The sequence below is a fragment of the Curtobacterium sp. PhB115 genome (assembly GCF_003752025.1).
In the GTDB taxonomy this organism is placed as follows: Bacteria; Actinomycetota; Actinomycetes; order Actinomycetales; family Microbacteriaceae; genus Curtobacterium.
Genome location: NZ_RJKR01000009.1, coordinates 1 through 21085 on the forward strand (window position 1 = coordinate 1; position 21085 = coordinate 21085).

The window sequence follows — 21085 nt, forward strand, 5'->3', positions numbered from 1 at the left end:
CCGGGGGGGGGGGGGGGGGGCCCGGGGGGGGCCCCCCCCCCCCGGGGGGGGGGGGGGGGGGGGGCCCCGGGGCCCCCCCGCCTCCCGTCCGTCGTCCGGGGTGCGTCGAGAGCCGCGACCGGCCTGGCCTGCCTGTCCGGCGGACATCCGCCAGAGGTCACGACATGCCGTGTGCGGAGCGGCGTGGTCGTCCGGCGGACATCCGCCAGTGGTCACGACATGCCGTGTGCGGAGCGGCGTGGTCGCACGAACCGTCGCTCCGGGGCCGGCCGAACGACGGAACGAGCGACCTCGGCGAACGCGAGCGGCGTGTCGTGCGACCTCGGCGAACGCGAGCGAGCGGGCGCGGGCGCGGGCGCAGGCGCAGGCGCGGAGCGCTACTCGGCGGCGGCGAGCAGGGCGTGCACGCGTGACACGCGCTCGAGCCACCACGCCGTCCGCTCCGGCGACGCGGCGTGACGTTCGAGCAACGCTGCGTCGACCTGCACGCGCCGCACGTCGATGCGTCCCTCGACGGGGAGCAGGGGGTCCGTGGTGACGTCGCCGGCGAACATCGCCGCCGTCCCGAGACCGGCCGCGTACCCCGGGGACATCGCCGCGGCCGCGAGGAACGCCCCCATCCCGAGCCCGACCGACGTGTCGAGCGCACTGGAGACCACGCACGGCAGCCCCGCGGCGGCGATGACCTCGCGGGCGGCCGTGATCCCGCCGAGCGGCTGCGCCTTCACGACGAGCACGTCCGCCGCACCGGCGCGTGCGACGGCCAGGGGATCGGAGGCCTTGCGGACGCTCTCGTCCGCGGCGATCCGGACGCCGAGCCCATCGATGCGGACTCGCAGCTCCGCGAGCTCGGGGACCGTCCGGCAGGGCTGTTCGGCGTACTGCAGGTCGAACGGGGCGAGCCGCTCGAGTGCCTCCACGGCGTGCTCGACGTCCCACAGGCCGTTCGCGTCCACCCGGACCGCTGCCGATGGACCCATCGCCCGCCGGACTGCGGCGACCCGGGCGACGTCGTCGTCGATCGTGGTGCCCGGTTCGGCCACCTTGACCTTGGCGGTCGTGCAGCCGGGGTACCGCTCGAGCAGTGCGGGGACGTCGTCCGGCGCGATCGCGGGCACCGTGGCGTTCACCGGGACCGAGTCCGAGGCCGGTGCGTGCTCCGTCCAGCCGAAGTCGACCGTGCCCCGGAGCCACGCGGCCGCCTCGGCGTCGTCGTACTCCACGAACGGCGAGAACTCCGTCCAGCCGGCGGGTCCGCGCAGGACGAGCGCCTCGCGGGTGGTGATGCCGCGGAACCGCACCCGCATCGGCAGGGCGACCACGTGCGCGTCGGAGAGGAGTTCGGCGAGGTCGGGGAGCACGCAGCCATCCTCCCAGCCGCACCCAGGGCACCTCACGGTTCCTCGGAGGGGACCGCCAGGGCAGGGCATTAGCATGCATCGGTCGGCCTCGGTCGGCAACGGGAACGACCGGAACGAGGGAGGCTCGGTGGCGCCGGAACCGCACCAGCGCGCGTCGCAGCGCGCGACGGCTCGTGCCGCCGCACCGTCGCAGCGCCCGACCGGCCCAGCACGCGCCGGTGGCCCGGGTCGTGACACCGACGAGTTCGCCCGGCTCATGCAGCGGAACACCGTGGACGTCCGGCAGACCGGCACCCGCAAGCGCCGCAACCCGGTGGTCGGCAAGATCGCCCTCGGCCTCGCGGTCGTCTCCGCCGCCGTCGATGCGAGTGCCTTCGCGGTGTTCATGGGCGGCGACACGAACTTCGCCTTCGGCATCTGCTTCGTCGTGGTCTTCCTGACGCTCATCGCCGCCGTGCTCGGCTTCGTCGCCGCCGTCGGTGCGTTCGGCCGCTGGTACGGGGCGATCGGGGTCGTCGTCGCGTTCTTCGCGAACCCGGTGATCCTCATCGTGATCCTGGTGTTCGTCGCGCCGGAGGTCCTGACCGACATGGGCGCCTGACGGCACCAGCACGGGCGCCTGACGGCACCAACACGGGTGCCTGACGGCACCAGCACGGGCGCCTGGCGGCGCAGCGGTACGTTGGGAGCATGGCTGCTCCCGTCTCCGACCTGTTCGACCCCGACGTCTGGACCGCGGCTCCGATCGCGGAGCAGTTCACCGACATCACGTACCACAAGCACGTCTCGAAGGGGATCGTGCGGGTCGCGTTCGACCGTCCTGAGGTGCGCAACGCCTTCCGCCCGCGTACGGTCGACGAGCTGTACCGCGCGCTCGACGACGCCCGCCAGGACCCCCGCGTCGGTGTCGTCCTGCTCACCGGCAACGGTCCGAGCCCGAAGGACGGCGGCTGGGCGTTCTGCTCCGGCGGCGACCAGCGCATCCGGGGCCGCAGCGGCTACCAGTACGTCGGTGACGAGGGCGCACCGCCCGAGGGCGTCGACCCGGCGGCGGCCCAGGCGTCGATGGGACGCCTGCACATCCTCGAGGTGCAGCGTCTCATCCGGATGATGCCGAAGGTCGTCGTCGCGGTCGTCCCGGGGTGGGCCGCTGGCGGTGGGCACTCGCTGCACGCGATCTGCGACCTCACCATCGCGAGCGCCGAGCACGGCAAGTTCAAGCAGACCGACGCCGACGTCGGCTCGTTCGACGGCGGGTACGGCAGCGCCTACTACGCCAAGCAGATCGGCCAGAAGCTCGCACGCGAGGTCTTCTTCCTCGCCGAGGAGTACTCCGCCCAACGTGCGTACGAGATGGGTGCCGTCAACAAGGTCGTGCCGCACGAGGACCTCGAGCGCGAAGCGATCCGCTGGGGAGAGACCATCCTCGGCAAGTCCCCGACGGCGATCCGGATGCTCAAGTACGCGTTCAACGCGGTCGACGACGGGATGGTCGGGCAGCAGGTGTTCGCGGGCGAGGCCACCCGCCTGGCGTACGGCACCGACGAAGCCGTCGAGGGCCGGGACTCCTTCCTCGAGAAGCGCGCCCCCGAGTGGTCCTCGTTCCCGTGGCACTACTGAGCACGGCGGTACCGGCATGACCCGTCCGCTGGTCGCGCTGGGCACGTCGGATCCGATCGCGGTGCTCCGCGGCCTGGAGGCAGCACTCGCCGGCGGTCCCGCGCTGCTCCCCGTCGCCGAGGGCGCGCCGGCGCTGCCGACCCCGCCACCGGCCGACGTCCGGCAGCGGGTCGCCCTGGTCGTGGAGACCAGCGGGTCGACCGGCACCGGCAAGCGGGTGGCGCTCTCGTCCGAGGCGCTGCTCGCGGGTGCCGCCGCCGCGGACGCCGCACTCGGCGGCCCCGGCGGGTGGGTCCTGGCGTTGCCGACGCACTACATCGCCGGCCTCAACGTCCTGACACGCTCGATCGCGGCCGGCACCACGCCGGTCGTGGTCGCCCCTGGGCACTTCGAGGCGGCGGCGTTCGCGGACGCCGCGGATCGGCTCGTCACCGGGCCGGGCGCGCCCCGCCGGTACACCTCGCTCGTCCCGGTGCAGCTCGCACGCGTCCTCGACGACGCCCGCGCGACCGCGGCCCTCGGGCGCTTCGACGCCGTCCTGGTCGGCGGTCAGGCCACCCCGGAGGCGCTCCGAGACCGAGCGGTCGCGGCGGGCGTGCGGATCGTGACGACGTACGGTGCGAGCGAGACGAGCGGCGGCTGCGTCTACGACGGCGTCCCGTTCGGCAGCGTCCGCGCCGAGGTCGTCGACGGCGAGCTGTTCCTCGCCGGGCCGATGCTCGCCGAGGGCTACCTCGGCGACGACGAGCGCACCGCGAGGACGTTCGTCGAGCGCGACGGACTCCGGTGGTACCGCACGGGCGATGCCGCGACCGTGGTCGACGGTGTCGTCCGGGTGATCGGACGGCTCGACGACGTGGTGATCTCCGGCGGCGAGAAGGTCCAGCTGGGCGCCGTCGAACGGCTCGTGCGGGAGCTGCCGGGCCACGCGGGCGCCGTCGTCACCCGGCGGGCGTCGGGGGAGTGGGGCGAGGTGCCCGTCGTCGTGACCGAGCACCCGCTCGACCTCGAGACCGCCCGCGCGCACGTCGGCTCGGCGCTCGGCCGTGCGGCTCGTCCCGCGGACGTGCTCGTGGTGGACCGACTGCCGATGCTCGCCTCCGGCAAACCCGACCGGCAGGCGATCCGGGCACTGGCCGAGGCCCCGCGTTCATAGGGGACTGCGAGCGGGCGGGCGCTCCGGCAGGAATATGATCGATGGTCGTGGCACGAACGAAGAACACGACGCACAAGCAGGGCCGCTCGGGCAACCCGGCGAAGGCCGCTGCCCCGGTCCGCACGAAGCGCAGGGCGACCGCGCGCGACTGGATCGGTGGCGCACGCCTCCGCACCCTGACGCTCGGGGTGGTCCCGGTCGTGCTCGGCACCGCCGTCGCCTTCGTGGACAGCGGCATCACCGGTGACTTCGGTGCGTTCCTGGCGCAGGACCGGCACCTCACCATCGCGCTGCTCGCCCTCGCGGTGGCGCTGTTCCTGCAGATCGGCGTGAACTACAGCAACGACTACTCCGACGGGGTCCGTGGCACCGACGAGTTCCGCGTCGGACCGGCACGACTCACCGGCGCCGGCCTCGCGAAGCCCCGGACCGTGCTCACCGTGGCGCTGACGTTCTTCGGGTTGGCTGCGGTCGCGGGGCTCGTCATCGTCGTGCTCACCCAGCTCTGGTGGCTGCTCCTCGTCGGTGCCGCCGCGATCGTCGCCGCGTGGTTCTACACCGGCGGCAAGAAGCCGTACGGCTACAACGCACTCGGCGAGGTCTTCGTCTTCGTGTTCTTCGGGCTCGTCGCCGTGCTCGGGACCCAGTTCGTGCTGATCGACGAGGTCACGATGAACGGCTGGGCCGCCGCCGTCGCCACCGGGTTCTTCGCCTGCGCGGTGCTCATGGTGAACAACATCCGCGACATCGACGAGGACCGTCTGGCCGGCAAGCGCACCCTCGCCGTGGTGGTCGGCCGACCGGTGGCCCGGGTGCTCTACGGCCTGTTCCTGCTGCTGCCCTACGTGGTGCTGCTCTGGTTCGTGCTGCTGTACTTCCGGACCGGCTTCACGTACTTCTCGCTGCTGCTGGCGCTGCCGGCACTGGCCATCGGCGTCTCGTCACGGAAGCCCCGTGAGCTCATCACGGCGCTGCAGCTGTCGTCGTTCGCCTCGCTCGCCTTCGGCGTCGTCCTCGGCATCACCCTGGCCGTCCAGCCGTAGCGGGCGGGTGCGCCGATGCCCGGTCAGGCCGGTGCCGGTCAGTCGGCGTCGGTGTCCCGGCGGGCAGCGTGCCGGTCGGCGTCCGACACCGGGCGCTTGACCGTCGTGTCGTCGGCGTCCGAATCGGCGGCGTCGACGAAGTCGTCCTCGAAGTCGGTGTCGGCGTCCCGCTCGGGGCGACCCCGACGGTTCGCGAGGCTCGTCGCCACCTGCGTGCGGAGCCGCGCGAGCGCGATGTAGGACACGAGCAGCCCGACCAGGGCCGCGACGATCGTCGCCCAGTACCAGGGCATCGGTGTCAAGACCAAGAGGAGCACGAGCGCAGCCGCGAAGATGCCGAGCCGGGCGAGGGTGTACAGGAGCCACGCTTTCACCCGGCAAGTCTACGGACGGCCGACCGGCAGGGTCATCACAGGGTCGCGACCTAGACTCCGGGGCATGGTCCGCTTGTGGTTGATCGTCGTCGTCGCCGCTGTCGCCTTCACGGTGTACGCGGCCATCGACGCGGCGACGATGCCCCGCGAACGTGTCCGATCCCTCAGGCGCGGCATCTGGGTGCTGCTCGTCATCGTCCTCCCCGTGCTCGGCGGCGTGCTCTGGTTCCTGCTCGGACGAGCACCGGCGACTCCGGGCTCGGGCGCCCGGTACCGTGGACCCGAAGACGACCCGGACTTCCTCGGTGGCACACCAGCACCGGGAGACTCCCGCACGGACAAGGACCAGGACGACGCCACCCTCCGAGACCTCGAAGACCAGTTCCACGACCGAGACGACGACGGCCGCACCGATCGCTGACGGTCCGGCCGGATCGGGCAGCCCGGCCACCGACGCCGCACTGGCGCTCCTGCAGGAGCTCGTACGCGCCGGCGTCACCGACGTCGTCGTCAGCCCGGGCTCGCGCTCGCAGGCCCTCGCGCTCGCAGCCGTGGCCCTCGAGCGCGCCGGCGGCCTCACCGTGCACGTCCGCATCGACGAACGGACCGCCGGGTTCTTCGCCCTCGGACTCGCGGTCGAGACGCAGCGCCCCGCCGCCGTCGTGACGACCTCGGGCACCGCCGTGGCGAACCTGCACCCCGCCGTGCTCGAAGCACACCACTCCGGCGTGCCGATGATCGTCCTGAGCGCCGACCGGCCCGACGAACTCCGCGGCATCGGGAGCAACCAGACCACCGTGCAGCCGGGCATGTTCGGCCACGCGGTCGCCTTCGTCCGTGACGTCGAGGCACCCTCGACGCACGGGACCGACGACTCGGTCCGCTCCACGCTCCGCGACCTCGCCCGACAGGCCGTCGCGGCCGCCGCCGGTCACTCCGGGCAGCCCGGGCCCGCACAGCTCAACGTCGCGTTCCGTGAGCCCCTGTCCGCCGGACTCGCCGCCGACCGGGTGCACGGCGTCCCCGACGACGAGGTCGACCTCGCGTTCGCCACCCGTCGTGCGCACGGTGGGCTGCCGGTGGCCGAACTCGCCCCGGACGACGAGCCCGGCACGGTCGTGATCGCCGGACACGACGCCGGCGAGGACGCCGAACGGATCGCGTGGGAGCTCGGTGCGCCGCTCCTGGCCGAGATCACGAGCGGTGCGCGTTTCGGCCGGAACCTGGTCGTGGCCTACCGCGAGCTCCTGCGCGACGCCGACTTCGGCGGGGCCGTCCGCCGAGCCGTGGTGCTCGGGCACCCGACGCTCAGCAGAGAGGTCCCGGCGCTCCTGCAGCGGCAGGGGCTCGAGACGATCGTCGTCCGCGGGCCGGCGGCCGATCCCTTCGACCCGGCCCGCGCCTCCCGGCAGTCCGAGACCACCTTCGTGTCCGACGTCCGCGTGACGGGCCGCACCCGGCCGGAACACCGCGCCTGGGTCGGACGGTGGGTCGGCGCCAGCCGCCTCCTGCTCGGGGACGGCGACGCCGGACCCGACCTCGACGCGAAGCGGTCCGCCGACCGTGCCGAGCGGAACAAGTTCCTGCGCGACGAGGTCGCACTCCGCCGCCGACCCGTCGACCGCGCCATGCTGTCCGACGCCGTGTGGGGCGTGACGTGGCCGCACGACCGTCTGGTGCTCGGCGCGTCGCAGATCATCCGCGTCGCGGACGGGCGAGTGCTCGGCAAGAAGCTGCGGGTGCACGCGAACCGTGGCCTGGCGGGCATCGACGGCACGGTCTCGACGGCGCTCGGCATCGCCGCCGCGCTCGAGCACTCGTCGGCGTCGGTCGGCACCACGCGCGTGCTCCTCGGGGACCTCACGCTGCTGCACGACCTCGGCGCGTTCGTCACCGGCACCGAGGAACGGACGCACCGGGTGCAGGTGATCGTCGGGAACGACGACGGCGGCGCGATCTTCCGCGGGCTCGAGGTCGCGAAGACGACACCGCCGGAGGACATGCGCCGGATGATGTCCACGCCGCAGCACGTCGACATCGAGCGCGTCGTGACCGGGCTCGGGTGGGAGTACCGACGGGCCGCGACGTGGGGCGACCTCGAGCGCGTGCTCACCGATCCGGCCGAACGGGTCGTGATCGAGGTGCCGCTGGCCGACTGACGCGCAGCGGCGTGTGCGTCAGGCCAGTGCGTCTCAGGTCAGTGCGCGTCAGGCCAGTGCGTCGCTGATCGGTCGGAACTTCAGCGCGGTCTCGGCGACCTCGCGTGCCGGGTCCGACCCGGCGACCACGCCGGCGCCCGCCCAGGCGCGGACGGTCCCGTCGTCGTCGATCCGGGCGCTCCGGAGCGCGAGCATCCACTCGCCGTCCCCGGTGGCGCTCATCCAGCCGACCGGCCCGGCGTACCGACCGCGGTCGACGCCCTCGAGCTCGGCGACGAGCCGGACCGCCACGTCGGTGGGGGTACCGGCGACGGCCGCGGTCGGGTGCAGGGCGTCCGCGACGTCGAGCGAGGTGGTGTCCGGCGGCAGGGTGGCCTGCACGTCGGTGGCGAGGTGCCAGAGGTTCGGCAGCTGCAACCGGAACGGCTCCGGGTCGGCGCGCAGCTCGGTGACGAGCGGGCGGAGCGAGGCGAGCAGGCTGTCGATCGCGAACGCGTGCTCCTCGACGTCCTTCGCGCTGGCGGCGAGGGCCTCGGCGGCGGCACGGTCGGACACCTCGTCGTCTCCGCGGGCCGCGCTGCCGGCGAGCACCCGCGCGGTCAGCCGCGTGCCGTCCGTCCGTGCGAGGGTCTCCGGGGTGGCACCGATGAGCCCGTCGACCGCGAACGTGACGCACTGCGGGTACGCGGCGGCGAGGTCGAGCAGCACGGCTCGTCGATCGGCGCCGGACGGCAGCGTGCCGACGAGGTCCCGGGCGAGCACCACCTTCTGCGCGCTCCCCGCCACGATGCGCCGCACGGCCTCGGCCACGTTCGCGGCGTACGTGTCCTCGTCGATGCGCCCCGGACGGAGCGCGACCGAGACGTGCGGGCCGATGTGCGGCACCGGCACGGAGGTCCGGCTGAACGCCAGCGGCTCGGCGCCGACGGTGGTGTCGACGGCGGTCAGCCACGCCTTGCCGCGGCGACGGCCGATCACGACCTGCGGCACGATGAGGACGCTCTCGTCGGCGGAGTCGTCGGCGAACGCGAACGACCCGAACGCGACGAGGCCGGAACCGCGCAGCTGCACGGGGTCGTCGACGACGGCGGACTCGACGACGGCGCGCCAGGTGGCTGCTGCGTCGCGCATCCGGTCGGGGCCGGTGAAGGTGAACCGGAGCGCCTCACCGATCCCGATGATGCCGTCGCCGTTGCGGACGAACGCGAGGGGACGGTCGCGGAGGGTGTGGCGGAGGACGGTTCCCGGGTCGTCGAGGATCCGGGTGGAGACCGTCAGCGGGGGAGCCGCCGTGGTGGTTCGGGTCACGTCCCCGATGCTACGCGCGGTCGGCGGAGCGCCCGGCCCGACGCCCGTCGCACGGACCGTCGCTGCGAGTCCGGTGAACGTACGGTCGGGACCTCTAGGATTGGTCGGGTGAGCAGAGCGGACCTGAACAAGCGGCCGGACGAGGTGGCGGCGATGTTCGACGACGTCGCGGCCAAGTACGACCTCACGAACGACATCCTCTCGGCGGGCAACGCCCCGCTGTGGCGTGTCGCGACGGTCCGCGCGGTCGATCCCCAACCCGGCGAGAAGGTGCTCGACATCGCCGCCGGCACGGGGACGAGCGCCGCCGCGTTCGCGAAGAAGGGCGCAGAGGTCACCGCGCTCGACCTGTCCGCCGGCATGATCGCCGTCGGTCGTGAGCGCCACCCCGAGATCACCTTCGTCGAGGGCGACGCCGAACACCTGCCCTTCGACGACGACACGTTCGACGCCGTCACGATCTCGTTCGGGCTGCGCAACGTCAACGACCCGAAGCAGGCGCTCGCCGAGATGCTCCGCGTCCTGAAGCCCGGCGGCCGGGTCGTCATCTGCGAGTTCTCGACGCCGCCGCGGGCACTGCTCCGCTTCGGCTACGGCACGTACCTCAAGCGGGTTCTCCCGGGCATCGCGCGGCTGTCGAGCAGCAACCCCGCCGCGTACCGCTACCTGGCCGAGTCCATCGACGCGTGGCCGGACCAGCAGGTCCTCACCCAGTGGCTCCGCGGGGTCGGTTTCTCCGTGGTCGCCTACCGCAACCTCACGGCCGGTATCGTCGCACTGCACCGAGGCCGGAAGCCCGTCGCGGGCACCGTCCGCGAATCCGCAGCTCGACGGGCGAAGGCCCGCCGTGACCACCAGACGACCGGCGAGCAGCCGCGCGTCGCACCGGCCGACGACTGACCGGTCACCATCCCCCGAAGACGGAGCAGCACTTGAATCCGAGCGTCCCGGTCGCACGTCGCGCGCCGAGCCTCCGCGCCTCGTTGGGCATCGGCGAGCGGTTGTTCGCCACCCCTGCCGACCGTCGCTTCATCTCGGCCGTCGACGACGGCCTCGAGCTCGTCGAACAGGGGCTCGAGGACGCCATGCGGTCCACGGACACCCTGGCCGACACCACGAGCCGCTACCTGCTCTCCGCGGGCGGCAAGCGGATCCGTCCGACGCTGACGCTGCTCATCGCGCAGCTCGGCGACGGCGTGACCGACGCCGTGGTGAAGGCCGCGGTCAGCATCGAGACGACACACCTGGCGTCGCTGTACCACGACGACGTCATGGACGAGGCGCCCGTCCGCCGCGGGGTCCCCGCCGCGCAGATCACGTACGGCAACAACGTCGCGATCCTCACCGGCGACCTGCTCTTCGCCCGGGCCAGCCTGATCACCGCCGACCTCGGCACCGAGGGCATCCGGATGCAGGCCGAGACCTTCCAGCGCCTCTGCATGGGGCAGCTGCACGAGACGACCGGTCCGCAGCCCGACGACGACCCGGTGCAGCACTACATCCAGGTGCTCAGCGACAAGACCGGTTCGCTCATCGCGACCGCTGCCCGCGCCGGCGTGATGTTCTCCGGCGCGGACCGCTCCTACCTCGACGCCGTCGGCACCTTCGGTGAGAAGGTCGGCGTGGCCTTCCAGCTCGTCGACGACGTCATCGACCTCGCGCCGGCGACGGACAAGACCGGCAAGATCGCCGGCAACGACCTCCGCGCCGGGGTGGACACCCTGCCCGTCCTGCTCCTCCGCCGCCTCGCCACCAGCGACCCGGCGGCACAGGACCTCGTCGAGCGCATCGAACGCGACGTCAACGGCGCCCCGGACGACGCGGTCGGTTCCGTGCCGTACCAATCGGCGGTGGCGGCGCTCCGCGAGCACGAGGCCACCGCGGCCACCCGTGCCGTGGCGGTCCGCTGGGCCCGTGAGGCCGTCGACGCCCTCGCACCGCTGCCCGACGGCACCGTGAAACGGGCGTTGACCCGGTTCGCCGACTCCGTCGTCGACCGCAGCCGCTGAGCACACCCCGCCGCGGTCGGTCCGACGGCCACCGCGCGGGACGCACCACCGGGAGCACCCCACCCGAACGAAACTGGAGACGATCAGTGCCCACCCTCCGAGTCGCCATCGTCGGCGCCGGCCCCGCCGGCATCTACGCCGCGGACATCCTGCTGCGCGAGGCCCACGGCCACGACGTGTCGATCGACCTGTTCGAGCAGCTCCCCGCGCCGTACGGGCTGGTCCGGTACGGCGTCGCGCCGGACCACCCCCGCATCAAGGGCATCGTGAACGCCTTGCGCGACGTGCTCGACCGCGGTGTCGTCCGACTGTTCGGCAACGTGCGCTTCGGTGAGGACATCACCCTCGAGGACCTCAAGAAGCACTACCACGCGGTGGTCTTCTCGACCGGCGCCATCAAGGACGCCGACCTCGACATCCCCGGTGTCGACCTGGACGGCTCGTACGGTGCGGCGGAGTTCGTCAGCTGGTTCGACGGCCACCCGGACGTCCCGCGAACCTGGCCGCTCACCGCGGAGAGCATCGCGGTCATCGGCGTCGGCAACGTGGCACTCGACGTCTCCCGCATCCTCGCCAAGCACCCGGAGGACCTGCTGTCCACCGAGGTCCCGGCGAACGTCTACGAAGGCCTCAAGGCCTCCCCGGTCACCGACGTCCACGTCTTCGGTCGTCGCGGTCCGGCGCAGGTGAAGTTCACGCCGCTCGAGCTCCGCGAGCTGGGCGAGGTCCGCGACGTCGACATGATCGTCTACGACGAGGACTTCGACCACGACGAGGCGTCGAAGAACGCCATCGCCACGAACAAGCAGGTCATGGTGATCAACCGGGTGCTCGAGCAGTGGCGCACCCGCGAGACGGGTCGGGCGAGCCGCCGACTGCACCTGCACTTCTACGCGAAGCCCACCGAGTTCGTCGGTGACGAGGACGGCAAGCTGACCGCGATCCGGTACGAGCGGACCCGTCCGAACGGTGAGGGCGGCGTCGAGGGCACGGGCGAGATCCGGGAGATCCCGATCCAGGCCGCGTACCGCGCCGTCGGCTACTTCGGCTCGCCACTGCCCGGTGTGCCGTTCGACGAGCGGCACGGCGTGATCCCGAACCACGAGGGTCAGGTCCTCGACGACGACAACCAGCAGATCCCCGGCGTCTACGCCACCGGCTGGATCAAGCGCGGGCCGGTCGGGCTGATCGGACACACCAAGTCCGACGCCATGGAGACCGTGCAGCACATCGTCAACGACCAGGCGAGCTGGTGGAGCCCGGAGGACCCGTCCGAGGGTGCGATCCCGGCACTGCTCCGGGAGCGCGGGGTCGACTACACCGACCTCGACGGCTGGCACGCCCTCGACACCCACGAGCTCGCACTCGGTGCCGCCGAGGGTCGCGAGCGCATCAAGGTGGTGCCCCGCGACGAGATGATCGACGTGTCACTCGGACGCGTCGACGCCCCGACCAGCTGACGACCATGACCGACACGCGCCCCGTCCCGCCCACAGCGGCGCGGGGCGCGTCCGCGTCGGGGCCGCGGTTGCAGGGAGTGGACGTCGCCAGGGCCCTCGCGCTCCTCGGCATGATGGCGGCGCACATCGGCGGCATCGCGGACACCCTCGACTGGTCCGACCCCGCGACGTGGACAGCCGTCGCGCACGGCCGTCCGTCGACGCTGTTCGCGGTCCTCGCCGGTGTCTCGATCGGGTTGACGAGCGGACGCACCGACCCGCCGGGTCCGCCGACGATCGGTCGGCTGCGCGCGCGGCTCGCGATCCGGGCGGCGGCGGTGATCGCCATCGGGTTCGTGCTGATCGCGCTCGACACCCCGGTGTACGTGATCCTGCCGACGTACGGTGCGCTCTTCCTGCTGGTGATCCCGGTGCTGCGGTTCCGGTCCGTGCCGTTGCTCGCCATCGCCGCGTCGTGCGCGGTGCTGTCGCCGATCGTCGCGGTGGCGATCGCACCGGCGTACGCCGACGCGGGCATGGTCAGCGTGCAGCTCGGTCTGGTGTACCCCGTCGTCACCTTCCTGGCGTACGTCCTGGTCGGACTCGCGGTCGTCAGGGCCGGCCTGGGTCGGGGTCGGCAGATCGCGCTCCTCGCGTCCGGCGCAGTGGTCGCCACCACCGCGTACGTGGTCGGCTCGGTCCTCGCCCCGCTGCCGGACGACGCCGCGTTCGCGTTTCCGGGCGTGCCGTACGCGGGAGAGGGCTCGACGCCCGCCCAGGCCCTCGCGCAGCTCTTCCTCTCGCCGCGCGACCACTCGTCGTCGATCGTCGACGTCGCCGGGAGCGCCGGGGTCGCCGTCGCCGTCATCGCGCTGTGCACGCTCGTGTTCGACGGGCGCGGACGGGTCGCGGAGCGCATCGCGTTCCCGCTCGCCGCGGTCGGTTCGATGCCCCTGACGATCTACTCGGGGCACCTCGTCGTGATCGCGATGCTGCGGGAGTACCCGGGCTCCGCGGTGGCGTGGTGTTGGTTCGCGCTCGGCTCGATCGTGTTCGCGATGCTCTGGCGGAGGTTCCTCGGGCGGGGCCCGCTGGAACGCGCGGTCGGTGCCCTCGCGGCCCTGGTGCCGGTCCGCTGACAGGCGGGACGACCTGCGGGGCCGACCCGCGCCTCCCGGGCCGGATCGGGGCGCTACTGCAGCGCTGCCGTCAGCCGCGCGACGTTGTCGAGCACCTGCGATCGCCGCGGCCGGTCGAGCCACGCGTCGAGCGTGAGCTCGAAGCTGTGCTCCTTGTAGGCGTCCTGCACCTCGCGCAGGGCGTCGACGAAGCGGCGACCACGGACCATCACCGAGACCTCGAGGTTGAGGCTGAAGGACCGCATGTCCATGTTGCTCGACCCGATCACCGACACCTCGTCGTCGATCGTGAAGTGCTTCGCGTGCAGGATCGTCGGCGCCCGGTACAGCCAGATCTTCACGCCGGCTCGGAGGAGCCCCTCGTAGTAGGAGCGCTGCGCGTGCCACGTCATCGCGTGGTCGCCCATCTCGCCGACGAACAGCTCGACCTCGACCCCGCGCTGCGCGGTCGTGGTGATCGCGTAGAGCATCGAGTCGTCGGGGACGAAGTACGGCGACGTGATCGACACCTTCTCCTGTGCCGAGTAGAGCAGCGCGTTGAACAGGCGGAGGTTGTTCTCACCGTCGAAGCCCGGCCCGGACGGCACCACCTGGCAGTCCAGGGCATCGCCCCGGTCGGCTCGCTGCACCGGATCGCTCTCGCGGAGCAGCAGCTCGTCGGTCTCGCTGTACCAGTCGGTCACGAACAGGGCGTTGAGGCCGGCGACGACCGGGCCCTCGAACCGGGCGAACAAGTCCTTGTAGGCCATGCCCTTGTCGATGTGCGACTTCAGGTCGTACGACTTGTCGATCAGGTTCTGCGAGCCGGTGAACGCCACCGAGCCGTCGATGACCATGATCTTCCGGTGGTTGCGGAGGTCCGGGCGCTGGAACTTCCCCTGCAACGGCAGCAGGGGGAGCATCAGGTGCCACTCGATGCCCGCACGGTCCATGAACGCGAGCGTGTCCTTGTACCCGGGGTACCCGCGGCTGGCCCAGTGGTCGAGCAGCAGACGGACCGTGACACCACGGGACTGCGCCCGGGCGAGCGCCTCGAAGAACGGTCGCGTGGTGTCGTCGAGCGTCGCGATGTAGAACTCGACGTGCACGAAGCGACGGGAGCCGTCGATCGCACGGGCCATCTCGGCGATGGACTCGTCGTAGTCGGGGTAGAGCTCGGCCGAGTTGCCACCGACCAGGGGCATCGCGCCGAGCTCGCGGTTCAGCTTGGTGATGCTCTCGAGCCACGTCGGCCACGGGTGGTCGCGGCGGACCCGCTCGATCCCCTCGGTCTGCTCGAGGATGTACGCGTTGATCTCGGTCTGCTTCTCACGCCGGGCGTGCGGCAGCTTCGTCGACCCGATGACCAGGAAGACGATGAAGCCGATGTAGGGGATGAGGAAGATCGCGAGCAACCACGCGGTCGCCGTCTGGGGCTTCCGGTTGATCGGGACGTAGATGATCGAGAAGACGCGGATCGCCAGGTCCAGCAGGACCAGGAAGACGGTGACCGCGACGGTGAGCCAGTGCTCCACGGGCGTCAGCGGAAGTTGATGAACTGCAGCGGGACGTCGAACTCTTCACCCTTGAGGAGCTGGATCGTGTTCTGGAGGTCGTCGCGGCTCTTCGAGGAGACCCGCAGCTCGTCGCCCTGGATCTGGCTCTTCACCGTCTTCGGGGCGTTCGCACGGAGGAACGCGCCGATCTTCTTCGCGACGTCCTGTTCGATGCCGTTCTTGAACTTCACCTCGATGCGGTACTCCTTGCCCGAGGGGTACGGGTCGCCCGCGTCGAGGCTCTTCAAGCTGATGTTGCGCTTGATCGCCTTGCTCTGCAGGACGTCGAGGACGGCCTTGGCGCGCTCTTCCGAGTTCGCCTTGATCAGGACGTCGTCACCGCTGAACGCGACCGAAGCGTCGGCACCCTTGAAGTCGTACCGCTGTTCGATCTCCTTGGAGGCCTGGTTGAGGGCGTTCTCCGCCTCCATCTTGTCGACCTTGCTGACCACGTCGAAGGAGCTGTCTGCCATGCCGGACAGCCTATCGGCGCTCGGGAGGCCCGGTTCGGCCTCCAGGGACCGGCGCACGATGGTCACGACCACCGTCTCGGATCCGCTATGCTTTTGTGCGCGCCTTCGGTTGGTGATCACACCGGCTGGGTGCGCATGGCAAGTTACCCAAGCGGCCAAAGGGATCTGACTGTAAATCAGCCGGCGTAGCCTTCGGGGGTTCGAATCCCTCACTTGCCACCACCTGGAAGCCCCGTCCGACCCGGACGGGGCTTTCGTCGTCCCTGGCAGGATCGGTGCATGGCATCCGACCTCACACCGTCCCAGTTCGCCGACCTCGCCGAGACGATCGCGCGGGAAGCGGCCGTGCTCGCCGCACGACGACGGGCCGAGGGAGTCGAGGTCGCCGACCGGAAGTCGAGCATCGTCGACGTGGTCACGGCGGCGGACCGCGAGGTCGAGGCGCTCATCCGAGCCCGGATCGCCGAGGCCCGACCGGACGACGCCTTCCACGGCGAGGAGTCCGGCTCCGCATCGGGCGGCTCGGGGATCACCTGGGTCGTGGACCCGATCGACGGCACGGTCAACTACCTCTACGGCAGTCCCGACTACGGCGTGAGCATCGGCGTCGTGCGGGGTTCGTCGGACCCGACGTCGTGGGAAGCGGTCGCCGGCGTCGTCGTGGCCCCGGCGACCACGACCGTGTACCGCGCCGCGGTCGGCCAGGGGGCGACCCGCGACGGCGTCCCGCTGACCGTGAGCGCACCGGCGTCGCTCGCCGAGACCCTCGTGGCCACGGGCTTCGGCTACACCGCCGACCGGCGTCGCGAGCAGGTCGCGGTGCTGGCGGGACTCATCGGCGAGGTCCGGGACATCCGTCGCGGGGGAGCGGCGTCGCTCGACTGCTGTGGGGTCGGCGCGGGCGTGGTCGACGCCTACTACGAGCGGGGGATCAACCCCTGGGACATGGCCGGCGGCTCGGTCGTCGCGCAGGAGGCCGGCGCCGCGATCCGGATCTGGGAGGCCGGCGGCACGCGGTCCTTCCTGTTCGCGAGCCCGGCGGTGGCGGACGAGCTCGAGGCCCTCGTCCGACGGCTGGAGCGCGACACCCTCGCCGACTGAGGACCTCGCCCCCTCGGTCTGGGGGTGCCGGGTGGACATGACCACGACTGGCGGCGTGCGATGTCGTTTGCTACCGTTCTCGGGTCCCGTTATCTGCTCGTTACCAAGAGCGGCCCACCTTCCCCGATCAGGATCGCCACCGCACGCATGCCCCACACCCCACTGCAGTCCGTTCCCACCGACGGTTCCGTCGACGCACCGACCCCGGTCGTCCACCTGACCCGACGCGCACGGATCGAGGCGGAGCGTTCGGCTGCGAAGGGTGCGGTCCTGACCGAGACGGCAGCGCAGGACGGGCTGGCCACCCCGGTGACCCCGGCCGCTCCGGTGTCCCCGATCGACCTCGCCCCGGCATCACCGGTCCGGCCTTCCTCGCGCATCGCGACCCCGCCGGCTCCCACCTCGCCGGTCGTCCGATCGAGCGCGCCGACGACGGCCGCCGCACCCGTTGCACCACAGGCTGCGCAGACCCGTCGCGTCATCGGTCAGATCCCCGCTTCCCGTCGTCGCAGCGGCCGTCCGGCGCCCACGGTCCACGTCGACCGCGCGACGCGCCACATCGCCGCCGCACCCTTCCGGACCGCGACGGCAGCAGGCGCCACGCCGGCAGCGCGCACCACGGTCGCGCGGAGCTCGTCGTTCGGTCGTGCCGCATCGCGCGTGACCGCCGTGGGTGCCCTGCTCTTCGTCGCCGGACTCGTCGTCTCGACCTCGCTCCCCGCACAGGCGCTCTGGGTGCCCGAGACCGGCTCGACCGCCGCGCGCTCCACCGTGGCCGGAGCCACGCAGTCGATGAGCGTCGGAGCCGCAGCCGACGGCTCCACCACCCGCGACGCGTACACGGTGTCCGATGCCACGCAGTACAAGAACGTCGACGCCTCGAGCTTCACGAACGACCCGGCCGGCACCATCCAGTGGCCGTTCCTGACCGGTGTCCCGATCACCTCGGGCTTCGGCGGCCGCCAGGTCGCGGGCTGCTCGTTCTGCTCCACGAACCACATGGGCGTCGACTTCGCCCCGGGCGAGGGCACCCCGATCCGCGTCATCGCCGCCGGCACCGTCATCAAGGTGCAGGCGAACGACGGCGGCTTCGGCAACGACGTCTGGGTGCAGCACGACGTGGACGGCAAGCAGTTCGTCAGCGTCTACGGCCACATGGAGGACAACTCCTTCAAGGTGGTCACCGGTCAGCAGATCGAGGTCGGCGACGAGCTCGGTCTCGTGGGCAGCACGGGCAACTCCACGGGCCCGCACCTGCACCTCGAAGTGCACGTCGACGGGGTCCCGGTGGACCCGCTGGCGTGGCTCGAAGCGAACGCGAACTAGCGGTCCGCGGCGCGGCACGCCCGGGCGTCTCGTCCGGTTCCGGAGCAGCGTCGGAGGTCTGCTATCCTCGTGTGGTGCCGTTCGCGGCACATCGCCCCGATAGCTCAGTGGTAGAGCACCTCCATGGTAAGGAGGGGGTCGTCAGTTCAATCCTGACTCGGGGCTCCGACCCGGTGCGCGTGTCGCTCCGGATCTCTGGCGGGGTAGCTCAGTTGGTTAGAGCACACGACTCATAATCGTGGGGTCGCGGGTTCAAGTCCCGCCCTCGCTACAGCAAGCCCGGCGATCTGTTCGCCGGGCTTTCGTCGTTCCCGGGCTGTGTCTGTTTCGGGCCGTGTCTGTTTCGGGCCGTGTCGTTCCCGGGCTGTGGCGCTTTCGGGCCGTGTCGGTTTTGGGCTGCACGCCCCGCCCCTCCCGCGCCCGTCGCGCATCGCATGACCACAGCGCGTTTGCGCCGCGCACTTGCGTTGTGTGGACGAGCTTGCGTTCTGCGGCGGTCACCTGCGGGCCGGGAGGCGCGTGTCGGGCGTGCGCCGTGCCTCCAGTCCGTCCCGTGGCCGCGTCGCGGTCGGGGGTCGGGACGCGCGCGTCCGCCGCGCGTCCCGACCGCGTCAGGATCAACGCTGCGCGCGCCCGTCCGTCCGCGCCTGCAGCACCCCGGCGGCCCGCAGCGCCCGCTCGAGCGCACTCGTCACCTCGTGCCACGCAGCACGCCGCCGCGTCGCACCGATGCTCCCGCCCGAAACGGCCGTGCCGTGCCCGGAGTGCCGCAACGTGATCGTGGTCGACGTCCCCGTGACGGTCGTCGAGAGCTCGTACCGCCGGAACTCCCGCGACGGGTGCACGAGCGCCCCGAGCAGGATCGTGAGCAGGCGGTTGCCGGTCGTCGCGGTCAGTGTGCCGCCGGTCGACTCGACGTGGTGGCCCGCCTGGCGGAGCGCCGCGCCGGCCACCTCCATCGCGGTGCAGCGATCGCCCGTGTGCACGGCGAACTCGGTCGTGGCGTCCATCGTTCCTCCCCATCCCCGGAGTGCGGTCCCGATTCCCCCGAACCGAGTCGGACCAGGTTAGCCGATGCATTCTCATGAACAACAGACCCCCGGACGGGCGTCGGTAGACTGCCGACGTGTCAGTGAACCCCGAGCTCGTCGGCAGGACGTTCCCGCCGGCCCAGCCCTACCTGGTCGGTCGCGAGAAGGTGCGCGAGTTCTCGCGCGCGGTGTTCGCGACGAACCCCGTGCACCACGAACCCGAGGCCGCGCGCGCCGCCGGGTACGCCGACGTCGTGGCGCCGCCGACCTTCGCGGTCGTCGTGCAGGAAGCCACGCTCGCCCAGCTCCTCGCCGAGCCGGACGCCGGCATCGACTTCTCCCGCGTCGTGCACGGTGAGCAGGCGTTCACCTACGACCGCCCGATCGTCGCCGGGGACGAACTCACCGCGACCCTCACGGTCACGAGCGTGAAGACCCTCGGCGGCAACGCCATGGTCACGGCCCAGAGCACCATGAACGACGCAGCGGGGGAGCACGTCGTCACGGCGACGTCGACCCTCGTGGTCCGAGGAGACGACGCATGACCGCCGCACCCGCACCCACCACCGCGATCGAGGTCGGCACCGTCGTCGCCGAGCGCGAGGTGCACGTCACCCGCGACTCGCTCGTCCGCTACGCGGGCGCCTCGGGCGACTTCAACCCGATCCACTACCGCGACGACGTCGCCGCCTCGGTCGGCCTGCCCGGTGTGCTCGCCCACGGCATGCTCACCATGGGCATCGCCGTCCAGCCGGTGTCCGAGTGGCTCGGCGACCGCGGCTGGGTCGCGGGCTACGGTGTCCGCTTCACCCGCCCCGTCGTCGTGGACCCGGAGCAGGGCGCGACCATCGGGATCGTCGCCAAGGTCGGCACCGTCGACGACGACGGCCGACCGAAGCGCATCGACCTCACCGTGACCGCCGGCGGGCAGACCGTGCTCGGCAAGGCGCAGGTCACGGTGGAATTCCGCTGACCGTGTCGGATCCGGTGCTCGCCGACCTCACGACGCTGCGCGTCGGGGGCCCCGCGACCCGGCTGCTCACGGCCACGACGACGGACGAGCTCGTCGCCCACACGCAGACCGCGTGGGACGACCACGAGTGGCTCGTCCTCGGCGGCGGCAGCAACCTCCTGGTCGCGGACAGCGGTTTCGACGGCACGGTCGTGCTGGTCCGGACGACGGGCGTCACGCACGAGACGGACGCCGACGGCGTCACCGTCCGCGTCGCGGCCGGCGAACCCTGGGACGCGTTCGTCGCGACGACCGTCCGGAACGGCTGGACCGGCCTGGAGGCCCTCAGCGGCATCCCGGGCACCGTCGGCGCCGCCCCCGTGCAGAACATCGGCGCCTACGGGGTCGAGCTCTCCGACGTGCTCACCAGCGTCGAGTTCCTCGATGCGGCCACGGGGGAGCGCACGTGGGTACCGGCGGCCGAGCTGGCGCTCGGCTACCGCACGTCGACCCTCAAGCACGGACGCCGCGGTGTCGTGCTGACGGTCGAGTTCCGGTTCGGCCTCGCCGGTGCGCAGGGCGTGCCGGTGCGGTACGCGCAACTGGCCGGGTCGCTCGGGGTCGAGCTCGGCGCCCTCGTGGCGCCGTCGACGGTCCGCGACGAAGTGCTCCGGCTCCGCGGCACGAAGGGCATGGTCCTCGACGCCGAGGACCCCGACACCTGGAGCGCCGGCTCGTTCTTCACGAACCCGATCGTCTCCCCGGCCTTCGCCGAGACACTGCCCGCCGATGCACCGCGGTGGCCGGCCGGCGCCGACGTGAAGCTCAGTGCGGCGTGGCTCATCGAGCAGGCGGGCGTGCACCGCGGGTACGCGCTCCCGGGCTCCCGCGCGTCGATCTCGTCGAAGCACACCCTCGCGCTGACGAACCGCGGCGGTGCGACCGCCGCGCAGGTGGCGGAGCTCGCACGCTTCGTGCAGGTGACCGTCCTGAACCGTTTCGGGGTCTCGCTCGTGCCGGAACCCGTCGTCGTCGGCGACCTGGTCGACTGACCCAGCC

At 71.9% G+C, this 21085-nt stretch carries 21 protein-coding genes and 3 tRNA genes; 18 read left to right on the forward strand and 6 right to left on the reverse strand.

The window, feature by feature from the left end; translation table 11 throughout:
* Positions 1-377 precede the first annotated feature (377 nt).
* Complete coding sequence (locus tag EDF19_RS12975) at positions 378-1361, reverse strand: o-succinylbenzoate synthase (RefSeq protein WP_260217166.1); 984 nt, start codon at positions 1359-1361, stop codon at positions 378-380.
* Positions 1362-1488: 127 nt separating this feature from the next.
* Between EDF19_RS12975 and EDF19_RS12980 the strand changes: the two genes are divergently transcribed.
* The 4 genes from EDF19_RS12980 (at position 1489) to EDF19_RS12995 (ending at position 5180) form a co-directional block, all read left to right on the forward strand.
* Positions 1489-1962, forward strand: a complete 474-nt coding sequence (locus EDF19_RS12980; protein ID WP_148071101.1) for a hypothetical protein — start codon at positions 1489-1491, stop codon at positions 1960-1962.
* 89 nt (positions 1963-2051) lie between these two features.
* Positions 2052-2981 (forward strand): 1,4-dihydroxy-2-naphthoyl-CoA synthase, encoded by a 930-nt coding sequence (locus EDF19_RS12985; protein ID WP_123681317.1) that lies wholly within the window; start codon positions 2052-2054, stop codon positions 2979-2981.
* Positions 2982-2997: 16 nt separating this feature from the next.
* A complete protein-coding gene (locus tag EDF19_RS12990; RefSeq protein ID WP_123681318.1) occupies positions 2998-4137 on the forward strand; it encodes an AMP-binding protein in 1140 nt (379 codons plus the stop codon).
* A 41-nt stretch (positions 4138-4178) separates the two neighbouring features.
* A complete protein-coding gene (locus EDF19_RS12995; protein WP_123681319.1) occupies positions 4179-5180 on the forward strand; it encodes a 1,4-dihydroxy-2-naphthoate polyprenyltransferase in 1002 nt (333 codons plus the stop codon).
* Between the two features lie 38 nt (positions 5181-5218).
* Here the strand turns inward: EDF19_RS12995 and EDF19_RS13000 are convergent, their stop codons facing one another.
* Complete coding sequence (locus tag EDF19_RS13000; RefSeq protein ID WP_123681320.1) at positions 5219-5554, reverse strand: DUF4229 domain-containing protein; 336 nt, start codon at positions 5552-5554, stop codon at positions 5219-5221.
* 64 nt (positions 5555-5618) lie between these two features.
* On the opposite strand from EDF19_RS13000, the gene EDF19_RS13005 reads away from it, so the two are divergent.
* Together EDF19_RS13005 and menD are read left to right on the forward strand one after the other, a co-directional pair.
* A complete protein-coding gene (locus EDF19_RS13005) occupies positions 5619-5975 on the forward strand; it encodes a PLDc N-terminal domain-containing protein (RefSeq protein ID WP_185022841.1) in 357 nt (118 codons plus the stop codon).
* Complete coding sequence (gene menD / locus EDF19_RS13010; protein ID WP_260217168.1) at positions 5860-7713, forward strand: 2-succinyl-5-enolpyruvyl-6-hydroxy-3-cyclohexene-1-carboxylic-acid synthase; 1854 nt, start codon at positions 5860-5862, stop codon at positions 7711-7713. Before EDF19_RS13005 ends, menD begins: the two co-directional genes overlap by 116 nt.
* A 48-nt stretch (positions 7714-7761) precedes the next feature.
* On the opposite strand, the gene EDF19_RS13015 is transcribed toward menD, so the two are convergent.
* Entirely contained in the window at positions 7762-9021 is a 1260-nt protein-coding gene (locus tag EDF19_RS13015) for an isochorismate synthase MenF (RefSeq protein ID WP_123681321.1), read from the reverse strand.
* A 108-nt stretch (positions 9022-9129) separates the two neighbouring features.
* Here EDF19_RS13015 and EDF19_RS13020 point away from each other — a divergent pair, with 108 nt between their 5' ends.
* From EDF19_RS13020 to EDF19_RS13035, 4 genes are all read left to right on the forward strand, one after another.
* Positions 9130-9921: a demethylmenaquinone methyltransferase gene (locus EDF19_RS13020; protein ID WP_123681322.1), complete on the forward strand. Its 792-nt coding sequence runs from the start codon at positions 9130-9132 to the stop codon at positions 9919-9921.
* A gap of 32 nt (positions 9922-9953) precedes the next feature.
* Positions 9954-11030 carry a polyprenyl synthetase family protein gene (locus EDF19_RS13025; RefSeq protein WP_123681323.1) on the forward strand — a complete coding sequence of 359 codons (1077 nt, stop codon included), beginning with the start codon at positions 9954-9956 and terminating at the stop codon, positions 11028-11030.
* Positions 11031-11116: 86 nt separating this feature from the next.
* Positions 11117-12490: an FAD-dependent oxidoreductase gene (locus EDF19_RS13030; protein ID WP_123681324.1), complete on the forward strand. Its 1374-nt coding sequence runs from the start codon at positions 11117-11119 to the stop codon at positions 12488-12490.
* A gap of 5 nt (positions 12491-12495) precedes the next feature.
* Positions 12496-13608 carry a heparan-alpha-glucosaminide N-acetyltransferase domain-containing protein gene (locus EDF19_RS13035; protein WP_123681325.1) on the forward strand — a complete coding sequence of 371 codons (1113 nt, stop codon included), beginning with the start codon at positions 12496-12498 and terminating at the stop codon, positions 13606-13608.
* A 53-nt stretch (positions 13609-13661) separates the two neighbouring features.
* Here EDF19_RS13035 and cls read toward each other — a convergent pair whose 3' ends face one another.
* Entirely contained in the window at positions 13662-15122 is a 1461-nt protein-coding gene (gene cls / locus EDF19_RS13040) for a cardiolipin synthase (protein ID WP_123681326.1), read from the reverse strand.
* 5 nt (positions 15123-15127) lie between these two features.
* Positions 15128-15616 (reverse strand): YajQ family cyclic di-GMP-binding protein, encoded by a 489-nt coding sequence (locus tag EDF19_RS13045; RefSeq protein ID WP_123681526.1) that lies wholly within the window; start codon positions 15614-15616, stop codon positions 15128-15130.
* A gap of 137 nt (positions 15617-15753) precedes the next feature.
* Between EDF19_RS13045 and EDF19_RS13050 the strand changes: the two genes are divergently transcribed.
* The 5 genes from EDF19_RS13050 (at position 15754) to EDF19_RS13070 (ending at position 18314) form a co-directional block, all read left to right on the forward strand.
* Positions 15754-15838, forward strand: a tRNA-Tyr gene (locus tag EDF19_RS13050).
* Positions 15839-15895: 57 nt separating this feature from the next.
* Complete coding sequence (locus EDF19_RS13055) at positions 15896-16717, forward strand: inositol monophosphatase family protein (RefSeq protein WP_123681327.1); 822 nt, start codon at positions 15896-15898, stop codon at positions 16715-16717.
* A gap of 147 nt (positions 16718-16864) precedes the next feature.
* Positions 16865-18043: a M23 family metallopeptidase gene (locus tag EDF19_RS13060; protein WP_123681328.1), complete on the forward strand. Its 1179-nt coding sequence runs from the start codon at positions 16865-16867 to the stop codon at positions 18041-18043.
* Positions 18044-18136: 93 nt separating this feature from the next.
* Positions 18137-18208, forward strand: a tRNA-Thr gene (locus tag EDF19_RS13065).
* Positions 18209-18240: 32 nt separating this feature from the next.
* Positions 18241-18314, forward strand: a tRNA-Met gene (locus EDF19_RS13070).
* A 346-nt stretch (positions 18315-18660) separates the two neighbouring features.
* On the opposite strand, the gene EDF19_RS13075 is transcribed toward EDF19_RS13070, so the two are convergent.
* On the reverse strand, positions 18661-19053 hold the full coding sequence (locus EDF19_RS13075) for a hypothetical protein (protein WP_123681329.1): 393 nt from the start codon (positions 19051-19053) through the stop codon (positions 18661-18663).
* A 116-nt stretch (positions 19054-19169) separates the two neighbouring features.
* Between EDF19_RS13075 and EDF19_RS13080 the strand changes: the two genes are divergently transcribed.
* From EDF19_RS13080 to EDF19_RS13090, 3 genes are read left to right on the forward strand one after another with little or no spacing between them, the layout of a single operon-like run.
* Positions 19170-19619 (forward strand): MaoC family dehydratase N-terminal domain-containing protein, encoded by a 450-nt coding sequence (locus tag EDF19_RS13080; RefSeq protein ID WP_123681330.1) that lies wholly within the window; start codon positions 19170-19172, stop codon positions 19617-19619.
* The gene (locus EDF19_RS13085) at positions 19616-20047 is read left to right on the forward strand and encodes a MaoC/PaaZ C-terminal domain-containing protein (protein WP_123681331.1); all 432 of its coding nucleotides are present in this window, start codon (positions 19616-19618) and stop codon (positions 20045-20047) included. The genes EDF19_RS13080 and EDF19_RS13085 overlap by 4 nt, the downstream gene beginning before the upstream one ends.
* Before the next feature lie 2 nt (positions 20048-20049).
* Positions 20050-21078, forward strand: coding sequence for a UDP-N-acetylmuramate dehydrogenase (locus tag EDF19_RS13090; protein WP_185022842.1), 1029 nt, complete (start codon positions 20050-20052; stop codon positions 21076-21078).
* Positions 21079-21085: the final 7 nt, after the last annotated feature.

What these genes read in the sequence shown, in the direction of transcription:
- EDF19_RS13045 (WP_123681526.1), bottom strand. Translation starts at nt 15,616, where the DNA reads ATGGCAGACAGCTCCTTCGACGTGGTCAGCAAGGTCGACAAGATGGAG.
- EDF19_RS13035 (WP_123681325.1), top strand. Translation starts at nt 12,496, where the DNA reads ATGACCGACACGCGCCCCGTCCCGCCCACAGCGGCGCGGGGCGCGTCC.
- EDF19_RS13075 (WP_123681329.1), bottom strand. Translation starts at nt 19,053, where the DNA reads ATGGACGCCACGACCGAGTTCGCCGTGCACACGGGCGATCGCTGCACC.
- EDF19_RS12995 (WP_123681319.1), top strand. Translation starts at nt 4,179, where the DNA reads ATGGTCGTGGCACGAACGAAGAACACGACGCACAAGCAGGGCCGCTCG.
- EDF19_RS13005 (WP_185022841.1), top strand. Translation starts at nt 5,619, where the DNA reads ATGGTCCGCTTGTGGTTGATCGTCGTCGTCGCCGCTGTCGCCTTCACG.
- EDF19_RS12990 (WP_123681318.1), top strand. Translation starts at nt 2,998, where the DNA reads ATGACCCGTCCGCTGGTCGCGCTGGGCACGTCGGATCCGATCGCGGTG.
- EDF19_RS13060 (WP_123681328.1), top strand. Translation starts at nt 16,865, where the DNA reads ATGCCCCACACCCCACTGCAGTCCGTTCCCACCGACGGTTCCGTCGAC.
- EDF19_RS13055 (WP_123681327.1), top strand. Translation starts at nt 15,896, where the DNA reads ATGGCATCCGACCTCACACCGTCCCAGTTCGCCGACCTCGCCGAGACG.
- EDF19_RS12985 (WP_123681317.1), top strand. Translation starts at nt 2,052, where the DNA reads ATGGCTGCTCCCGTCTCCGACCTGTTCGACCCCGACGTCTGGACCGCG.
- EDF19_RS13085 (WP_123681331.1), top strand. Translation starts at nt 19,616, where the DNA reads ATGACCGCCGCACCCGCACCCACCACCGCGATCGAGGTCGGCACCGTC.